Source organism: Thermostichus sp. MS-CIW-41 (assembly GCF_054058915.1).
The window spans coordinates 35,938-52,861 of sequence record NZ_JBSSBO010000013.1 but is presented as its reverse complement, the minus strand read 5'-3'; the positions used below and the strand labels follow the sequence as shown (position 1 = coordinate 52,861).

Here is a 16,924-nt window from a genome sequence, read left to right as displayed (position 1 = left end):
TGGCTCCATGACCTCTGTGCTCTCCCCCTTTGGCCCTGTAGAAGCGGATCTGGAGCGTTTACGCCAGAACCTAACGCGGTTGGTGAGTGCCAAGCACCCCATCCTGGCCATGGCTGCCGAACATCTGTTTTCGGCGGGAGGGAAAGGGATCCGGCCAGCCATCGTGCTCCTCATTGCCCGTGCCACCACCCCAGATGGAGAGATTACCCCACGGCATTGGCGCTTGGCAGAGATTACTGAGATGATCCACACGGCCAGCTTGGTTCACGACGATGTCATCGACGCTGCCGACGTGCGACGGGGCATCGATACGGTGAATACCCTCTTCGACAATCGGATAGCCGTGCTGGCGGGGGATTACCTCTTCGGCCAAGCTGCTTGGTACTTGGCCAATCTGGACAACCTGGAGGTAGTGAAGCTCCTTTCCAAAGTAATCATGGATTTGCCGGAGGGAGAGGTGCGCCAGAGCCTCACCCGCTTCGACCCGGATGTGTCGATGGAAGACTACCTGGCCAAGAGCTTCTACAAAACGGCCTCCCTCATGTCCGGCAGTTCCAAGGCTGCTGGCCTGCTGAGCGGGGTTAGCGAGGAAGTGGCGGATCGCCTGTTCGATTTTGGGCGGGATCTGGGCATTGCTTTTCAGATTGTCGACGATCTGCTGGATTTCACCGCTTCGGCAGAGACGCTTGGCAAGCCTGTGGGATCCGACCTCATCCAGGGCAACCTCACTGCACCCGTTCTGTTTGCCCTAGAGGAATTTCCCCAGATGCGAGAGCTCATTCTCAGGGAGCTGTCCAACCCGCAAGACCTGAAGCAGGCCCTGGAGTGGGTGTATCAAAGCGAAGGGATCCCACGCTCTCGTCAGTTGGCCCGCGACTACGCCCAGCGGGCTGCCGAAGCGCTGTATAGCCTGCCGGACTCTGCGGCGCGTCGTGCTTTGTTTCAGATGGTGGACTATGTGCTGGAGCGGCTGCACTGAGCAGTCCCGACAGGGTCAAGCTGGCTTTCTACCGGGCTGTGTTGCCCAACACTTGGGCCTCTGGAAGAAGCTCAGGATATTCTGGCGGGGCGAAAAAGTGTAGGCGATTTGGGGGCCAAAAGCGAAAAATGGTGTTGCCGATGATGTTTTCTTCCGGCAAGAAACCCCACACATGGGAGTCTTGGCTGTCGTTGCGGTTATCCCCCATCACAAAATAGGAGCGGGGAGGAACCACGAATTCGGATCCCTGATTGGGAACTCCAGGACAGCGCTCGCCAGGGCAAGAATAGTCGGGGGGGGCATAGATGTAGTCTTCCCGCAGCGGGATCCCGTTGATGATGACCTCACCGTTGGCGATGCGAATGCGATCTCCCGGCAGGCCGATCACCCGCTTGATGTAGGCCCCGTCGAAGTTCAGTTTGGCGGGAGGGTTGAAAACAATAATATCGCCTCGTCTGGGCGAACCAAAGCGGTAGCTGACCTTTTCCACCACCAGCCGATCCCCTTCTTCCAGAGTGGGCAGCATCGAATCGGAGGGGATCCAACGCGCCTCTGCCACAAAGGTGCGAATGCCGAAGGCCAGCAACAGAGCCAGCACCACCGTCAGAAGGTTTTCCCGTTGCGCCTGCCACCAGCTGCGGGATCCCGAGCTGGCAGGGGTTTCCCCTGATGGCGACTGGGGCTTGGGCAGAGGAGTTGGATCTTTTGACGGCATGGAAGCTAACGAACAAGACTTCACGATCTCAAGATTACCGCACCCAATCCAGGGCAGCAGAATGGGATGCCCTCCCGTTCAACCCCTGCCGGAGAGACGAATAGCCGGCAATAGCATAGGATGGGTATTCTGGTGTACCGTACTCGCGACTGTTAGCCCCTATGACGATTTCAACAGAAGAGCGCCTAGAGCGAGTCGAGCGCCTGGTCGAGGCCAATAGCCAAGCAATAGCTCGTCTCACCCAACAACAAGAGGAAGTTTTGAGGCGGATCGATCGGCTCTCAGGGGATAGCGAAAAACTCTCGGAGCGGATTGAAAAGCTCTCGGGCGATGTCGAAAAGCTCTCAGGTGATGTCGAAAAGCTCACTTTTAAGTTCGACACCTCACAAACCATCGGGGAACGGCTGGAACGTCTAGCCACCAGCCTGATTGCCGGTGCCACCATCAGCATCATTGCCGGAGTGATTTTGGTGCTGCTGCGGGAGGGATCCCGTTGAAGGGATGTTGCTCGGGGCTGGTTTTGGGGGGTCAACTGCCGGAATTGAGTTTTTCCCAGTCCTGCTGGTGGATGGCGATCATCTGGGCTTGGGCTTGAATAGCTGCCAACACCTCCGTCATCAGGGGCCAGTCGCTCCGCGGCGGACTGGGGTACTGCTTAAGCTTGTCAACTGTGTTGCTGAGAGCACTTTGCAATTGTTGCAGCAGTTGATAGGTCTGTTGGGCCAAAGCTAGGGTCTCAGAGACGCGGAGGTTATTCTGGCCTTGTTGATATTTCTGGAGAGCTTCCCCTCGCAGGATGCTCAAGATGGCCCCTTCTCTAGAGGCGGCAGTCTGGCCACTTTTGGAGCGCTGCGGTATGATGCGCAACTGCAACACCAGTGGCTCCCCCCGGTACATCCGCTCCACCTCTGCCTGCTGCGGCTCCCCGATCAACTCCGGATCCAGCGCCATCATCCGCTTCATGGCGGTGATCAACTTCGCTCGTATGGACTCGGAGAGATCTTTGAACAGATCCCGCAAAATCCCCTGCTGGCGGTAGCGCACTCGACAAGAAGGCCCCTCTTGAGGCTCCACGAAAATTTGCTCGGCTTTCTCATCCAAAGCCCGCCGCAGCATCGAGTTGAGCAACTGCTGCACTGTCTCTTCTGATTCGTCGGCGGGGACGGACGGAGGCTGGGTTGGCCTCAACTGCGTGGGGGGCCCCGCCGCAGGAGCAGGAACCTCCCGAGTCACCCGGTTGGCTTGGGCCTGGAGGCGCAGCCGCTCCACCTCTGCCGGGTCGGGGGGATGGCTGAAGTAGTAGGCAATTAAATCCTGCTGCTGCTGAGCGGTGAGAGGGATTGGCTGGACGGAAATCTGGGAATAGGCCAGCATTTTGCTCACATAGTCCAGCGCCGCCAAATCCTGGGGATCCACCATGCCCAAGATAAGGCTGTCGGTATCCAGGGCCAAGGGAACAACTTGGTAGTAAATGCAGATCTCCACCGGCAAGTACTGGGCAATTAGAGCCGGCACCCGCGCCCGGTCAACAATGGAGTGTTGTCCCACCGCCAGAGAGGCATCTGGATCAGTCATGGCAAGCCCGGAGTGGATCCCGCACAGGCGAGACGTCGCTACTCGATCATAGAGTAAAGCCTACACCCTCGCGGCCTGAGGCCCATGGCATCCTGGCTCATCTGACCGGCGTAAATTGAATAATGTAATACTAGGGGTATTCTCCTCTACACCCAAAGCAGTAAAGCCTTGTTAAGTCTTGGAGTTAACATCGACCACATTGCCACCCTTCGACAGGCACGCCGCACGGTGGAGCCAGATCCGGTAGCGGCAGCGGTGATTGCCGAGCTGGCGGGGGCAGATGGCATTACGGTGCACTTGCGCGAGGATCGCCGTCACATTCAAGATCGGGATGTGCGGCTGTTGCGGCAAACTGTGCGCACCCACCTCAACCTGGAGATGGCAGCCACCGAGGAGATGGTGGCGATTGCCCTGGAGATTAAGCCTGACTACGTCACTTTGGTTCCTGAGCGGCGGGAGGAAATCACCACCGAAGGTGGGTTGGATGTGGCGGGGCAGGTGTCGCGCCTCAGGGATGTGGTCGGCCAACTGCAGGGATCCGGCATTCCCGTCAGCTTGTTTATCGACCCAGATCCGACCCAAATTGCCGCTGCTGCCCAAGTGGGAGCCCGCTGGGTGGAGCTCCACACGGGGCGCTATGCAGAAGCCTCATCCGCAGCTCAGCGGCAGGTGGAACTTGACCACCTGGAAAAGGCCAGCCAACAGGCCCTTCAACTGGGCTTGCGGGTGAATGCGGGACATGGTCTTACCTACTGGAATGTCGGCCCAGTGGCGCGGATCCCTGGCATGGAGGAGCTGAACATCGGCCACAGCATTATCAGTCGAGCGGTGCTGGTGGGGCTGGATCGGGCGGTGCGAGAGATGCGTCAGGCGATGGGACTAAGCTGAGGAGCAGGCCCGGCATGAACTCGGAATACTACGGCTACGAAAACTACGTTCTGGATCAGGCGGAGATTGAGCGCCTGTTGGATCTGCTGCCAGCCAGTATGCGGGAGAGTGTGAAGATCTTGCCCGCCTCGGAACGGCAAACGGTGGTGATCAAAGGCCGTCGGCAAATGCCCTGGGAACGGCAGATGCGACTGTTCATCAAGCCCTACGAGTGGCGGCAATTTACCCCCCTGCAGCGGGCGGGGCTGTTCCTGCACAAGGTGGGCTACTACAGTCGGGCGGTGTCGCGGCAGATCGACTTTTACCTGGCCATAGCAGCTCTGGGGGGGTTGAGCTTGATCTTCGAGGCCGTACAACAGGATCCCGTGGGAGCAACCGTTTCGGGTGGTTTGAGTGGCTTGGCCCTCTGGCAGTTGCGCCGCGACCAAACCAATGACCGTCGTCTGTTGGCTGCCGACGCCTATGCGGTGGATCGCCTGGTGTTGCGCGGGATCCCGCGGCTGCAGGCGGTGGAGGCCCTAGGGCAGGCGCTGCATGTGGAGGCCCGTCTGGAGGGGCGCTCGGGCAATGATCTGCTGGACATGTTGCGCTACCAAAACCTCAAGCGGCTGGCCCAGCGTCCGGCGGAAGACATTGTGTTGAGCTAATCCCGGGTAGAGATGCTTTCCCCCTCGCGGCTGGGATCCCAGGCGGGCCGGTGGGGCCGCCATCTGCTGCAAGTGGCGGTGACCGATTCCACCAATCGGCTGCTCTTGGATTGGGGGCGTCGCTTCCCACAGCCGCTGCCAGTGGGCACAGTTTTGGTCAGCACCCGCCAACGGGCTGGGCAAGGTCAACATGGGCGAGTGTGGCACTCGCAGCCGGGGGGACTATACCTGTCCGTTTGGCTGGGATCCCCGCCTTTGCATTACTCGCTGCTGGAACTGACCCTGACCTTGGGCTGGGGCATTGCGGGCCGTTTACGGCAAAACCTTGGGATCCCGCTGCGGCTGAAATGGCCCAACGATTTGGTGGTGGTAGATGAGCAGCACCCAGATTCTCTGCTCAAGCTGGGGGGGATCCTGGTGCAAAGCCGCTTTGGGGGGAGCGGGCAACTGCTGGGGTTGGTGGCCGGTGTGGGGGTGAATGTCAACAACCCCGTTCCCATTGGGGCAATCACCTTAGCCCAAATTTTGGGATCCCCTCTGCACCGCTCACTCGACCGCACCGAGATTGCCGGCTGGGTTCTGCAGGGGATGGAGCAGGGATTCCACGTCTGGTTGCAAGGGGGATTTGCCCCCGTTCGCTCAGAGTACGAAGCCTGGATGGTCAAGCCGCAAGTCCAATGGCTCGAAAGGGGGACTAGCCTCACGATCTTGGGCCTTGCCGAGGATGGAAGGGTGCGAGTACAAACACAAGGGGAGCGACATCTGCAACAGCAGCAATCCATCCGGACGCTTACACCCGACCAAGTTCGCTTGAGCTATCACATGCCGGCGGGCGATAGCCTGTAATTTCTCTTGTGTTTTTTATGTGGCCTGTGTTGAACTCGGTGATGAAGCTTTTGGTTATGGCAGCGCGCCTTTTCTCCCCCCGAGCTCGGCGGCTGCGCTTTTGGCTGAAGCTGGGGCTGGCTCTGCTCTGGTTTTATCCCACTGCTCTGCTGGCCCAGACCCAACCAACCCCTTTGCCCCCGCCGCCCATGGTGGAACCGGCCCTGGACACGCCTGGGGCGGCAGCCCTGCTGCTGGATGGAGCCATTCCTTTACGAGAGGGCAGCCCTGCGACCCTTGAGGCAGAAACCCGCCCAGAGACGGTAGTGGGCCGCGAGATCGTGATTGAGCCCCAGAAGAACCATGACCTGGTTCCCCATGCTCAGCCTGAAGGTGGGGTGCCGGTGGTGCTGATGGAACGCAGCTCCGGTCGCCGCATCATTCTCGCCCCCGGCCAAGAGATTCGCATCGAGGATCCCAGCCAGCCCCAAGCTCCTGAACCGCAAACGCCAAGGTTGCCTGAACTGGCGGCAGGTGACGAACGACTGCTCTACCCCCTACCTCACCCGGTGCCGATTACTTCTGGATTTGGCATGCGAATTCACCCCATCCGCGGAGAGCCGGAGTTTCATGCTGGAGTGGATTTGGGGGCCAGCATGGGCACGCCGATCTTGGCCTCTTTAAGCGGCAAGGTGGTCACTTCGGGATCCCTGGGGGGTCTGGGGATCACCGTTGTGCTGGAGCATGCCGGCGGTCGGCGCACTCGCTATGGCCACATGTCCGAAGTTGCTGTAACACCGGGGGAAGTGGTAGAGCGGGGATCCGTCATCGGCTATGTGGGGGCGACCGGAGCGGTAACTGGGCCGCACCTCCACTTTGAGCTGTGGAAGCGGGCGGTGGGGCAAGGTTGGGTGGTTCTGGACGCCACAGATGATCTGAAGGTTGCTGCTGCCCAGCTGCCGGGTTAGCCAGAGCCGGCTTGGGTTAGCATAGGTGGGCGGGCTCCAACTGGAATGCTGGCGCAGGTAACCAGTTGGGTCATGCAGGTTTTGCGGACGTGGCGGAACGGCAGACGCGCTAGACTTAGGATCTAGTGCCGCAAGGCGTAAGGGTTCAAGTCCCTTCGTCCGCATGAGAATCCCCTACTTCCCCAGCCCTTTTCCCCCAAGAGGGCAGAAGTTCCCCCGGTCAACAGCAATGCTGACTGCCTTACGGTCGCTCGCCAGCAAGCCTAGGAGAGCCAAGGTGACAAAGCAAGCTCTCCCGCCGGCTAAAAGCAGACAGGGACACATCTCCCAGGCTAGAAGGCTTCTCGGTCCGCCTGCAGAGAAACTGGACTGGGTTGCTGCCACGAAAACCTTGGCTCTAGGCCGGAAAGATCACCTGCAGAATTTGCTCGGGGGCAATCGACTCCACCTTCCCATCGGCCCCCTTGACCGCCCGAAACGGCCCCTCTGAAGGCAGCAACCGCAGCGGGTCGGTGGGCCCAAACAACGCCACCAGCGGCGTCTGGGTAGCCACCGCCAAATGCATAGGAGCACTGTCCACACACAACAGCAGCGTTGCCCCACCAATCAAGGCCGCCAGCTGCCCCAGCCGGACAGGACGGCTCACCGGCAGCTCCGGCAGTTGCGCCAGAAAGCCCTCCGCCAGCTGCTCATCCTCTGGCCCCACCACCAGCACCAACGGCAGCTCCGGCCGCTGCTCCCGAAAACCCTTGATGACCTTGACCCAGTTGGCAGAGGGATAGATCTTCTGAATTCCCTTCTCCTGCGACAGCTGGCTGGCCCCCGGATGCAACAGCACATAATCTTGAGCGGCATCCCCCAAAAGGCGCTTGCGTTCCTGCTCTGCCCACTCCAGGTCTGCTTTTTTCAGACGAATCTGGGGCAACCCCGCCGGCGCAGCAATGCCAAACCCCTGCACCAGGTCGTGGTACATCTGGGCCGCATACTGGGCTGGCTTCAGGGGCACCGGGTCGGTCAGCCAAGGTCGCCCCGGCCCCGGCGGCGCATAGCCCACCCGCTTGGGAATGCCGGTCAGCCACAACAACAGCTTGACCCCCAAGCTTCGGCCCAGGCTCAGCACCCCGTCATACTGCCGCTCCCGAATGCGCCCCAGCAGGTCGCTGAGATCCCCCAACGACAGCTGTTCTTTGAACGGAAAAGTCAGCACCCGACTCACCGAAGGACAAACCTCGTAGGCAGCCGCTGCCCGCGGCTCCACCAGCACCTCCAGCTCCGCCTCAGGAAAGCGCTGCCGCAAACTGGCCAGGGCGGGGAAAAACAAAATCTGGTCACCAATCCCGCCCGGCACCAAAGCCAGAATCCGAGGTGCCAAAGGGGCTTTAGCTGCTGGAGAAACCGCCTGCATAAAGCATCCTGTAGAAAGCTGTATCCAGCCTAGGGGATCCCCGCTTACTCTATCTCAGATTGGGTGGATAGATTCAGGGCCAGCTCGACCCGCGGAAGACAAACCCCAGAACCCTTCTGGGCCAGAGCGTTGTGTACACAGGCTCTCATCCGCGATGATGGGCTGTGGCCGCCACCTTCTGCAAAGGCAGCACCATGACGGAGGAGCCGATTCCGCTGCTGGATTTGACGGGGCAGTACCGCGCTTTGGCCGGGCTGTTGCAGCCGCAGGTGGAGGCTCTGCTGGCCTCTGGCCAGTACATCGGCGGGGCGGCGGTGCAGCGCTTTGAGGAGCAGTTTGCCCAGTTTTTGGGGGGTGGCTCTTTGGAGGCCGTCGGCTGCAATTCCGGCACCGATGCCTTGGTGTTGGCTTTGCAGGCTTTGGGCATCCAGGCGGGGGATGAGGTGCTCACCAGTGCCTTTAGTTTTTTTGCCTCGGCTGCCGCCATCAGCCGGGTGGGGGCGCGTCCGGTGTTTGTGGATGTGGATCCGTGCACCTTTAACCTGGATCCGCAGCTGCTGGAAAGGAGCATCTCCTGCCGCACCAAGGCGGTGGTGGTGGTGCATTTGTTTGGGCAGGCGGCCAACATGACCCAGATTCTGGCTATTGCCCGGCGGCACGGCTTGGCGGTGGTGGAAGATTGTGCCCAGGCGGTGGGGGCCTGTTGGGGGGGCAGGCCGGTGGGCACTTGGGGAGAGGTGGGCTGTTTCAGTTTTTTTCCCAGCAAGAATCTGGGTGCGGCTGGGGATGGGGGGGCGGTGGTGACGCGGGATCCCCAACTGGCCAGGCGGGTGCGGGCGCTGCGGGAGCATGGGCAGACCCGTCCGTACCACCACGAGTATCTGGGTCTCAACAGTCGTTTGGATGCGCTGCAGGCGGTGATTCTCTCGGTGAAGTTGCCTTATCTGCGGGAGTGGAACTGGCGGCGGCAGGGGATTGCGGAGTGTTACCACCGCTTGCTGCAAGGGATCCCGGGTTTGATTCTGCCTCAGGTGGGGGTGGGGGGCAGCTCGGTGTGGCATCAGTACACGGTGCGGGTGGTGGGTTCTGAGCCGTTGGATTCGCGGCGGCGGGACGATTTGCAGCAGGGTCTGAAGGAGCGGGGCATTGGCAGTCGGGTTTACTATCCTCTGCCGTTGCCGCTGCAGCCGGTGTACCGAGGGCTGGGCTACAGGCGGGGGGATCTGCCCAATGCCGAGCTATGTGCGGCTCAGGTGTTGTCTTTGCCCTGCTTTCCTGAGTTGACCACCTGTCAACAAGAGCGGGTGGCTGCGGCCATTGCTGAAATCCTCTCAGAAAAAACCTGCCCGTAGCACTGGTTATGGTGATTTCAAATTACACTGAAGCAGCTTGTAGATTCCAGACCTCTTTCTCCTTTGGAGAGGGGCCGGGGATGAAGGAGTGATGAGGGGACTGCGGTGTTGTGGAAACGAAGCCGAAAACTAGTTCCATTACTGCTTCAACGGACGGGAAGCCTGGGGATCTTCTCCTCAGAGCAGAAATCAGGGCGCCAGGTTCGTTTTCTGCGCCGCTTCCGCTTTACCCGTATTGGGGGGCGGTTTGTCGGGATCGCCCTGTTGGTAAGTATTGCTGCTTTCAACACCGGCAACAATCCCCTGTATTTGTTGCTGGGAATGCTGCTCAGCCTTATTCTCATCAGTGGTACCCTCTCTGATCTCACCCTCAAAGATCTGGAGGTCAGCCGGCAGTTGCCTAGCCGCATTTTCGCCGGCCAGCCTGTCTTGGTGGGTCTCACGCTGGTCAATCGCAAACGGCGCCTGCCCAGCTTCTCGTTGCAGGTGAGCGAACGCATTGAGGGGCTGAGGCGGGAAGATTGGCCTTCCAGCTATGTTTTGCAGGTGGATCCCGGTGCCAAGGTGGACACTTTTTACCAGCAGACTTTTTCAAGGCGGGGAGCCTGGCAGTTGCAAGGTTTTGAAGTTGCCACCAGTTTTCCATTTGAACTCTTCCGCAAGGCGGTAGAGATTAGGGATCCCCAAACGGTGATCGTGTTTCCGCGGCTCGCCCCGGTTCAAGGATTGGTGCTGTGGGATCAGCTCAGCAGCGGCAACCAATTGCGCCCCCAGCCTGGTCGAGAGGGAGACTACCTGAGCTTACGGCCCTACCGACCCCACGACGATGTGCGTTCTGTCCACTGGAAGATCTCGGCCAAACGGGATCAACTGATCGTGCGGGAGTTGGAGCGTCCACGAGCCCAGGCCATCACCCTCTGTTTTGAAAACCGCTGGCAGCCCCAGAAAGAGAGGCCCGAGATCCATCGAGACAAGTTGGAGCGAGCTGTAGAGCGCTGTGCCGGGATCCTCTTCTACTTGATGCGAGAAGGTTACCCGGTAGCACTTGTTACGTTACAAGAGCGGACTCCTTTTGGGTCAGACCTGGCCCATCAAGATCACCTGCTGACCGTGTTGGCACGACTTACTTTTGTCGGGGATCCCCAGCTCAGCCCTCCACTGGAAAGAGAACCTGATCCCTCTGTCAAGTTTGACCTCACCCCTCAAGATCGCTGTGTGCTGCTGGCCCATCCCGACCAGGATGGAAAATCTGCCCCGGCCCATCTCATCCACACGGGATCGCTGTTGCAATTTATCCCAATTGAGTGAGCTTCAGGCCCATTTTGATAGCAGGATCCATCTGAGATTGTTTGGAAAGCTTGGGCGCAGATCCTTGCAAAGCTTTAGGTTAAACTGCTGAAGAAGTGGTGGTTCACTGCTCCAACTTTTGTCGCAATTCTGGAATGGCCCGCCGCATTTGTCGATAGCCCTCCTGAATAATCGGATCTGCTTGATGAAAATCGAAGATCCCATACTGGCTCAGCTTGGGTTGCAAGAGCAAATCCGGCGGATGTTCGGCTAAAACACTGCGGGTAACGATTTGCTCCATCACGTTTAACGTCTTGCCAATAACGTCGAAAATATTGGGACCAGAGGGCTCATCTGGAAACCATTGGCTAATTTTTTCTTGGATCCCTTGTTGTAGGGATTGATAGCGTTTGCGAATGCGGGTGATGAAGTTGGTTTCTTCTTCGATCACTTCTCCTTCAGCATTCAAGCGCTGTCGCCGTTGAAGGGTTTCTTCCACCTCTGTTTCTTCCAGTTGCGACTCCACATCCGCGGGATCCACATGGTTGAGATTGACCGCAACAACAACATCGGCCCCCATCTCCCGCACCACTCGCACCGGCACCGGATTGACAATGCCTCCATCTCCGAGATAGCGCCCTTCGTGGTGAAAGGGAGTGAAAATTCCTGGGATAGAGATGCTGGCCCGCACGGCATCTGCCATTTTACCCGAACGCAACAGCACCTCCTGGCCTGTGATCAAGTCGGTAGCCACACAGCAAAAGGGGATCCCGGCCTCTTCAATACACAGCTCTTGCAAATGTTCTGTCAGCAGCTCATAAATTTTGTTGCCATCCAGCAGGCCACAGGTGGGAAAGACCACATCAAACAAAGACAGGATCATCTTCCAGTTGAGATCTCGCACAAAGTCTTCCAGCTCATCCAGTTCTCCTGCTGCATAAATGGCTCCCACAAAAGCGCCAATGCTCGTCCCGGCAATATAATCAATGGGGATCCCGGCCTGCTCTAGAGCCCGAATTACGCCAATATGAGCCCATCCCCTGGCTCCGCCGCTGCCCAGTGCTAATCCCAGTTTTTTGCCCATGATTGCTCCCTCAAAAAGAGACCCAAAAGACCTCAAGAATCCTAAACCTTGCTCCCTCTAACAATTAGGTACCTGCCCTTTCCCGCAGATCGGAAGGCAGATAACTGCGTTCCCCTAAGATTTCCAGAAGGGGGCCATAGCGGTCGAACTTGACCACGCTGACCGAGGCGGCCAAAACCTCAATGCGATCCCGGTAGCGACCCAGGTCGATGCCCAGCAGGCTGCAGAGAATAACCCGAATGGTGGCCTTGTGGGAGACGATCAAGACGTGGCCGCCTGTCCATTTTTCCTGGATCTCGGCCACAACCGGCATGGCCCGATTGGCAATTTGCACGGCGGTTTCGCCCCCCGGAGGGGCGTTCCAGGCCGGCTCGGTCATCCAGCGCCAATAGGCTTCTGGGTAGGCTTCTTGCGCCTCAGCGTGGGTTTTGCCCTCCCACTCGCCGTAGTGAATTTCTCTTAGGCCCTCTCGAATCTGCATCTCCAAGCCAACTTTCTCGGCCAGGGGGCTTAGGGTAGCCAAGGCGCGCCGCATTGGGCTGACGTAGAGAGCTTGCCAAGGGATCCCGGCATAGGCTGCGGCAAAGGCTTCTGCCATTTGTTTGCCTTCGGGGGTGAGGTCGGGATCGAGAGCGCCGCAAAAGCTGCCGGAACGGCTGTAGGGAGTTTCTCCGTGTCTAAGGAGGTAAAGTCTCAGGCTCATGGGAAATATGCTTATGGGAGCGAACTTTGCCACTCTAGCTGCCCAACTTTAAGCTCTCCTTATCCCCCTTCGGGGCGGTGGTTGGTGGTGGGGATGTAGATGCGGCTGCCCGCCCACTGCAATTTTTCTCGCAGGGTGCGAAAGTAGGAGAGCTCTTTTTCCAGGATCATCAGCTTGGCCGGTGTAGGCGCTTGCTGAATGTGAACCCACTGGCCGGGATTCACCGACTGAGCCAACACGCCATCTGTCCACAGGCGGGTTAACCCTTCGGGATCGGCAAGAGGCCAAATGTCCACCCTGGCTGTGCCGCTGATGACAATAGGACGGCTAGACAAACTCAGGGGACAAATAGGGGTGATGATGATGGCGTCGAGGGTGGGCTCGAGGATGGGGCCATTGGCTGCCAGAGTGTAAGAGGTGGATCCCGTCGGTGTGGCCACCAGCACGCCATCCCCGTGGTACTGATCCAAAATCTCTCCGTTGACCTCGATCTCCATGATCGCGGCGGGCAGCCGCTCTCGGTTGATCGGCTTCAGGCAGATCTCATTGAGGGCATAGTAGACTTCGCTAACCGGGCGGCCCTGGGGTTTTCCCTCTCCACGGGCGGCCAAGGGATCCCCTTGCCCCAACTGCGGCTGTTCCCAAATCTGGGCTTGCAACATCATGCGGGCTTGCAAGAAAAAATCCCCCGCCTGGATACGATCCCAGGGATCCTGCTGCAACACCCGCTCCGACTGGGCCAAAAACCCCAGCCTACCCCCCGCTTTGATCGGCAAAATCGGGATCCCATGGGGAGCCAGGTATCGTGCCGCCGCCAACACCGAGCCATCTCCCCCCAGCACCACCGCCAGATCGATGGGATCCGAGGTGGCCTCCAAAAAGACTGGGTAGGGGTTGTGGTGCAAGCCAGTGGGAGCTGTCAACACCGTAACACCGCGCCGGCGCAACTGCTCCGCACACCTCTGGCAGGCGGCTTTGCTCTCCCGATCCCCCTCTTTGTAGGCAATCACCACCAAGCCCAAGTCCATGGTCAACCTCATCAAGGGATCCCTGTCGATTGTCCCCTTCTTCAGGCTGGGGATTGCTCAGGATAATCCAGACTATCCCCCCCAAAGTTAACCAGAAAATGTTCTCTTGGACGGTGAAACCGATCACCGCAGCTCTCCCTTGAGCGTCACTGCCCCCGCCAGAGCTTTCTTCTACAACTTTTAAGTAACAGTTAAGTAAATCCGAGAAGTCACCTTGAAGAATCAACCGAAAACCCCGCCATTTCCAACAGATGGCCCCAATCCGGATCCCTGAGTTCAGCCACCGGCGTAGGCTGATGCAGACCTCAGCAATTCGGTTTATGGTATGGACATTCCCCCTGCAATTCCTCTTCTCCAAGCTGCAAACCCATGACCGCAGATCTCACCAACCGCATTTTGGGCAACCGCTACCAGCTGATTCAAGAAATTGGTAGCGGTGGTATGGGATCCGTCTTCCGCGCCTTAGACTTACACAACAACGGCCAAGAGGTAGCTGTCAAGATCTTATATGCCCCCATGCTGCTGAGCCGGGGCGACTTCCAGACAGACTTGCGCCGTCGCTTTGCCGAAGAGATCCGCGTTAGCACCCTTCTGGGGCAGCATCCTCGCATCGTCAAGGTTTTGGATCACGGCCAAGAGGGGGAGCAGGCCTACTTGGTGATGGAGTACCTCAAGGGGCAGGATCTGGGCAAGCTGATCCGAGAAAAAGGGGCTTTGCCGGTTCGACAAGCCGTTCGACTAGCCTTGCAGGCCTGTGAGGGGCTGCACTTTGCCCACACGTTTCAGGCCAAGGTAGAGGGTCGCGAGATTCGGGGTGTCATCCACCGCGACATCAAACCCAGCAACCTCTTCATCGAGCAAGTTTTTCAAAATGGCAAGCTCATCCCCCAACTGAAAATCCTCGACTTTGGCGTGGCCAAAACCCTGGCGGATCACACCCTCAGCCTGGGCACCCAAAAAGGGGGAGGATTTATCGGCACAGCTCGCTACGCCTCTCCCGAACAGATACGGGGCAAAGCCTTGGATGCCCGCTCGGATATCTACTCCTTTGGGGTAGTGCTCTACGAGATGCTGACGGGATCCATGCCCTTTCAGCTGGAAACCGACTCCCTGCACAGCTGGATCCACGCCCATTGCTACGAAAGCCCAATCGAGATCAACCCGAAGGCAGCCCCCCAGCCGATCCCACCCCCTTTAGCAGCCGTGGTGATGGATTGCCTGAAAAAAAACCCAGACGAACGACCGCAAACGATGCGGGAGCTGGGGGAACGACTGCTGCAAGCCTATGACCTGACAGTGGCCACTCAACTCTCCACCAGCCAGGCCAGCACGGTGATCATCCCCACCGGCAGTGCCAAGCCTCAACAGGATGCTCCACCCTCTTCTGAGTCCAAGCCACCGATCCAAGCCACCCGCAATACAGGATCGGCTTCTGGAGCCTTTGAAGATATCCGCGATGAGGATCTGGATCTCATCGAAGATGAGCCGGTCTCTCCCCCCTCCCCAGGTGCAGGGATCCCCTATTACATCACCGAGCGGGAACCCTCCTCAGCAGAAGCTTCGCCGGAAACACCGGATCCCTCCCCCCAAAGTGGGGGCGAAACTCCCAAAACGCCCTCCACAGTGATCCCAGCCAGCAACGCTCTCCCGACCGTTCAGGATCCCCCCGTCGCTCGCCCTGCCACGCCGGCACGAACCGATACTCCCCGCACCCGCCCTCTGCGGCAAGCTGCCCCCCAAACGGTTCTGCAACCTTCCGACAGCAACCTGAAGTGGGTTTTGGCCGGGGGATCCCTAGGCGTTATGGCTTTGCTGGCCGCCTTTTTGCTGTGGCCACGCCCAACGATCCGCGATAGCCGGGAAGAACCGGATCCGATCCCTACCGCTGAAGTAACCCCAACACCTACACTCGAACCTGCTCCCACTCCAACGCCGACACCCACCCCGACTCCAGCACCAACACCCACTCCGGTGCCAACGCCCACCCCGACGCCGACGCCGACGCCCACCCCGACTCCAGCGCCAACACCCACTCCGAGACCGACGCCCACCCCGACTCCAGCACCAACACCCACTCCGAGACCGACATCCACCCCGACTCCAGCACCAACACCCACTCCGAGACCGACATCCACCCCGACTCCAGCACCAACACCCACTCCGACACCGACGCTTACCCCTATCCCTCGATTCACCCCGCTTGTCCCTCGTACTCCTACCCCCACCCCGACTCCATCCCCCACTCCCACTGCCACACCTGCCCCAGCAACGCCAACACCTGCGGCAGAGCTGGCCCTCAGCGGCGAGTGGCTTTACGAGGGAGGATCTTTTATCTGGCAGGGATCCCTGTGCAAGGTCAATGTTGCGGCTGGCGTCCAGGAAACCGTCTCCATTCGTCAGGAGGGCAACCAGATCAGCGTTTCCTCCCCCAGCTTTTCTGAGCGCAGCGGCCAGGTTATCGGCAGCCAACTTTCTGTTAGCGGCAGGATAGGGGGTAGCGGTACCCCAACCGTTGCTTGGAGTGGCACGGTCAGCCCTGACGGGCGCGTGATTCGCGGCAGAGCCACCTGTGGCAGCGCTGACTTTGCCATCAAGCTCACCCGCCAGAGCTAGAGGCCGACACCCCCCCCTCGGTCTCCGCCACCGCCGTTTTCTCTATCGTCCGGTTTCTGTTGCCGTTGAGGCGGTGGAGGAGGAGCAGCAAAGCTTTCGCTCACAACTTCGATGGTGTAAGGGCCTCGCCCAGGGCTGCCCGGAGCAACGCTGCGGGCATTCTGGGCCCAGTAGCTTTCCACCAGGAGCAAGTAGCAGCGGTCTTGCCGTACTGGGATCGTCAGCTCGGAGGTGGTGAAATCACCAGGCTTTGCGTCATCGTTGATGAAGAAGAATTCCGGATCAGTCTCCCTGTTGACATCAAGACCAAAGATGACCAGCACAGGGTCGAAGACTGGACTAGTTAGGCGGATAGTAACTCCTGTAACATTGGCTGCAGAAGGAAAGTAAAGGAATCCATCGACATAAAAGGTAAACGTGCCAGGGGGAGGTGGAACTTCCCGGGCATTTATGACATTGTCCCTCTCATCGAAGTAGATCTCCAAGTCGCTATTTGGCCCCAAGGTTCCACTGCGCCTATCCCCCTGTCGGCGCAGACCAATCGATGCAAAAAGGCCTGGACTGAAGGCTTGTTCGCAGACGTTCACCAGAGGCGGTATTGTACTCCCTCCACTTCCTCCACAGCCTGCCAAAACCGCAGCTGAGGCCAAAAGGCCCAAGAAAACCCTCTGCAGGGATCCCTGCGGAGCTCTAGAAGCATTCGATGCTGGCCCTGGCATAAGCACTCCTCCGGACACCGGATGTCAATGTTCCTCTAGATTACGATGCTCTGAGCAATTCTCAGCAAAATGCAGATCACTGACAGGATTTTCCCACGTTTAGGCTTGCACCGGCCTGGGGGAGCTGTTTCACTGC

At 59.0% G+C, this 16,924-nt stretch carries 16 protein-coding genes and 1 tRNA gene; 10 read left to right on the top strand and 7 right to left on the bottom strand.

Going from position 1 to position 16,924, the window contains the following annotated elements; translation table 11 throughout:
- Positions 1 to 7 precede the first annotated feature (7 nt).
- Positions 8 to 979, top strand: coding sequence for a solanesyl diphosphate synthase (sds, locus tag ACVWXE_RS06000; protein ID WP_041436149.1), 972 nt, complete (start codon positions 8 to 10; stop codon positions 977 to 979).
- Positions 980 to 1,007: 28 nt separating this feature from the next.
- On the opposite strand, the gene lepB is transcribed toward sds, so the two are convergent.
- Complete coding sequence (lepB, locus tag ACVWXE_RS05995; protein WP_041436160.1) at positions 1,008 to 1,694, bottom strand: signal peptidase I; 687 nt, start codon at positions 1,692 to 1,694, stop codon at positions 1,008 to 1,010.
- A gap of 161 nt (positions 1,695 to 1,855) precedes the next feature.
- Here lepB and ACVWXE_RS05990 point away from each other — a divergent pair, with 161 nt between their 5' ends.
- Positions 1,856 to 2,191: a hypothetical protein gene (locus ACVWXE_RS05990; RefSeq protein WP_457489830.1), complete on the top strand. Its 336-nt coding sequence runs from the start codon at positions 1,856 to 1,858 to the stop codon at positions 2,189 to 2,191.
- Positions 2,192 to 2,222: 31 nt separating this feature from the next.
- Here ACVWXE_RS05990 and ACVWXE_RS05985 read toward each other — a convergent pair whose 3' ends face one another.
- Positions 2,223 to 3,269 (bottom strand): ATPase, T2SS/T4P/T4SS family, encoded by a 1,047-nt coding sequence (locus ACVWXE_RS05985; protein ID WP_457440814.1) that lies wholly within the window; start codon positions 3,267 to 3,269, stop codon positions 2,223 to 2,225.
- Positions 3,270 to 3,437: 168 nt separating this feature from the next.
- On the opposite strand from ACVWXE_RS05985, the gene ACVWXE_RS05980 reads away from it, so the two are divergent.
- The 5 genes from ACVWXE_RS05980 (at position 3,438) to ACVWXE_RS05960 (ending at position 6,761) form a co-directional block, all read left to right on the top strand.
- Complete coding sequence (locus tag ACVWXE_RS05980; protein ID WP_414383724.1) at positions 3,438 to 4,157, top strand: pyridoxine 5'-phosphate synthase; 720 nt, start codon at positions 3,438 to 3,440, stop codon at positions 4,155 to 4,157.
- A gap of 14 nt (positions 4,158 to 4,171) precedes the next feature.
- Complete coding sequence (locus ACVWXE_RS05975; RefSeq protein WP_011432111.1) at positions 4,172 to 4,804, top strand: DUF3318 domain-containing protein; 633 nt, start codon at positions 4,172 to 4,174, stop codon at positions 4,802 to 4,804.
- Between the two features lie 12 nt (positions 4,805 to 4,816).
- Positions 4,817 to 5,650, top strand: coding sequence for a biotin--[acetyl-CoA-carboxylase] ligase (locus tag ACVWXE_RS05970; RefSeq protein WP_457489829.1), 834 nt, complete (start codon positions 4,817 to 4,819; stop codon positions 5,648 to 5,650).
- Positions 5,651 to 5,691: 41 nt separating this feature from the next.
- On the top strand, positions 5,692 to 6,597 hold the full coding sequence (locus ACVWXE_RS05965) for a M23 family metallopeptidase (RefSeq protein WP_457489828.1): 906 nt from the start codon (positions 5,692 to 5,694) through the stop codon (positions 6,595 to 6,597).
- Between the two features lie 83 nt (positions 6,598 to 6,680).
- Positions 6,681 to 6,761, top strand: a tRNA-Leu gene (locus ACVWXE_RS05960).
- Between the two features lie 233 nt (positions 6,762 to 6,994).
- Here the strand turns inward: ACVWXE_RS05960 and ACVWXE_RS05955 are convergent.
- Positions 6,995 to 8,002, bottom strand: a complete 1,008-nt coding sequence (locus ACVWXE_RS05955) for a glycosyltransferase family 9 protein (RefSeq protein ID WP_457489827.1) — start codon at positions 8,000 to 8,002, stop codon at positions 6,995 to 6,997.
- A 194-nt stretch (positions 8,003 to 8,196) separates the two neighbouring features.
- Here ACVWXE_RS05955 and ACVWXE_RS05950 point away from each other — a divergent pair, with 194 nt between their 5' ends.
- Both ACVWXE_RS05950 and ACVWXE_RS05945 read left to right on the top strand, forming a co-directional pair.
- The gene (locus tag ACVWXE_RS05950; protein WP_457489826.1) at positions 8,197 to 9,354 is read left to right on the top strand and encodes a DegT/DnrJ/EryC1/StrS family aminotransferase; all 1,158 of its coding nucleotides are present in this window, start codon (positions 8,197 to 8,199) and stop codon (positions 9,352 to 9,354) included.
- 264 nt (positions 9,355 to 9,618) lie between these two features.
- A complete protein-coding gene (locus tag ACVWXE_RS05945; protein WP_457489825.1) occupies positions 9,619 to 10,662 on the top strand; it encodes a DUF58 domain-containing protein in 1,044 nt (347 codons plus the stop codon).
- Between the two features lie 103 nt (positions 10,663 to 10,765).
- Here the strand turns inward: ACVWXE_RS05945 and ACVWXE_RS05940 are convergent, their stop codons facing one another.
- From ACVWXE_RS05940 to ACVWXE_RS05930, 3 genes are all read right to left on the bottom strand, one after another.
- The gene (locus ACVWXE_RS05940) at positions 10,766 to 11,725 is read right to left on the bottom strand and encodes a patatin family protein (RefSeq protein WP_414407523.1); all 960 of its coding nucleotides are present in this window, start codon (positions 11,723 to 11,725) and stop codon (positions 10,766 to 10,768) included.
- Positions 11,726 to 11,789: 64 nt separating this feature from the next.
- Positions 11,790 to 12,428: a histidine phosphatase family protein gene (locus tag ACVWXE_RS05935; protein WP_011432118.1), complete on the bottom strand. Its 639-nt coding sequence runs from the start codon at positions 12,426 to 12,428 to the stop codon at positions 11,790 to 11,792.
- Between the two features lie 59 nt (positions 12,429 to 12,487).
- Positions 12,488 to 13,456: an NAD(+) kinase gene (locus tag ACVWXE_RS05930; RefSeq protein WP_457466625.1), complete on the bottom strand. Its 969-nt coding sequence runs from the start codon at positions 13,454 to 13,456 to the stop codon at positions 12,488 to 12,490.
- 369 nt (positions 13,457 to 13,825) lie between these two features.
- On the opposite strand from ACVWXE_RS05930, the gene ACVWXE_RS05925 reads away from it, so the two are divergent.
- Positions 13,826 to 16,069: a serine/threonine protein kinase gene (locus tag ACVWXE_RS05925; protein ID WP_457489824.1), complete on the top strand. Its 2,244-nt coding sequence runs from the start codon at positions 13,826 to 13,828 to the stop codon at positions 16,067 to 16,069.
- Here the strand turns inward: ACVWXE_RS05925 and ACVWXE_RS05920 are convergent.
- On the bottom strand, positions 16,066 to 16,554 hold the full coding sequence (locus tag ACVWXE_RS05920; RefSeq protein ID WP_457489823.1) for a hypothetical protein: 489 nt from the start codon (positions 16,552 to 16,554) through the stop codon (positions 16,066 to 16,068). The two genes, ACVWXE_RS05925 and ACVWXE_RS05920, sit on opposite strands and share 4 nt — an antisense overlap.
- Positions 16,555 to 16,924: the final 370 nt, after the last annotated feature.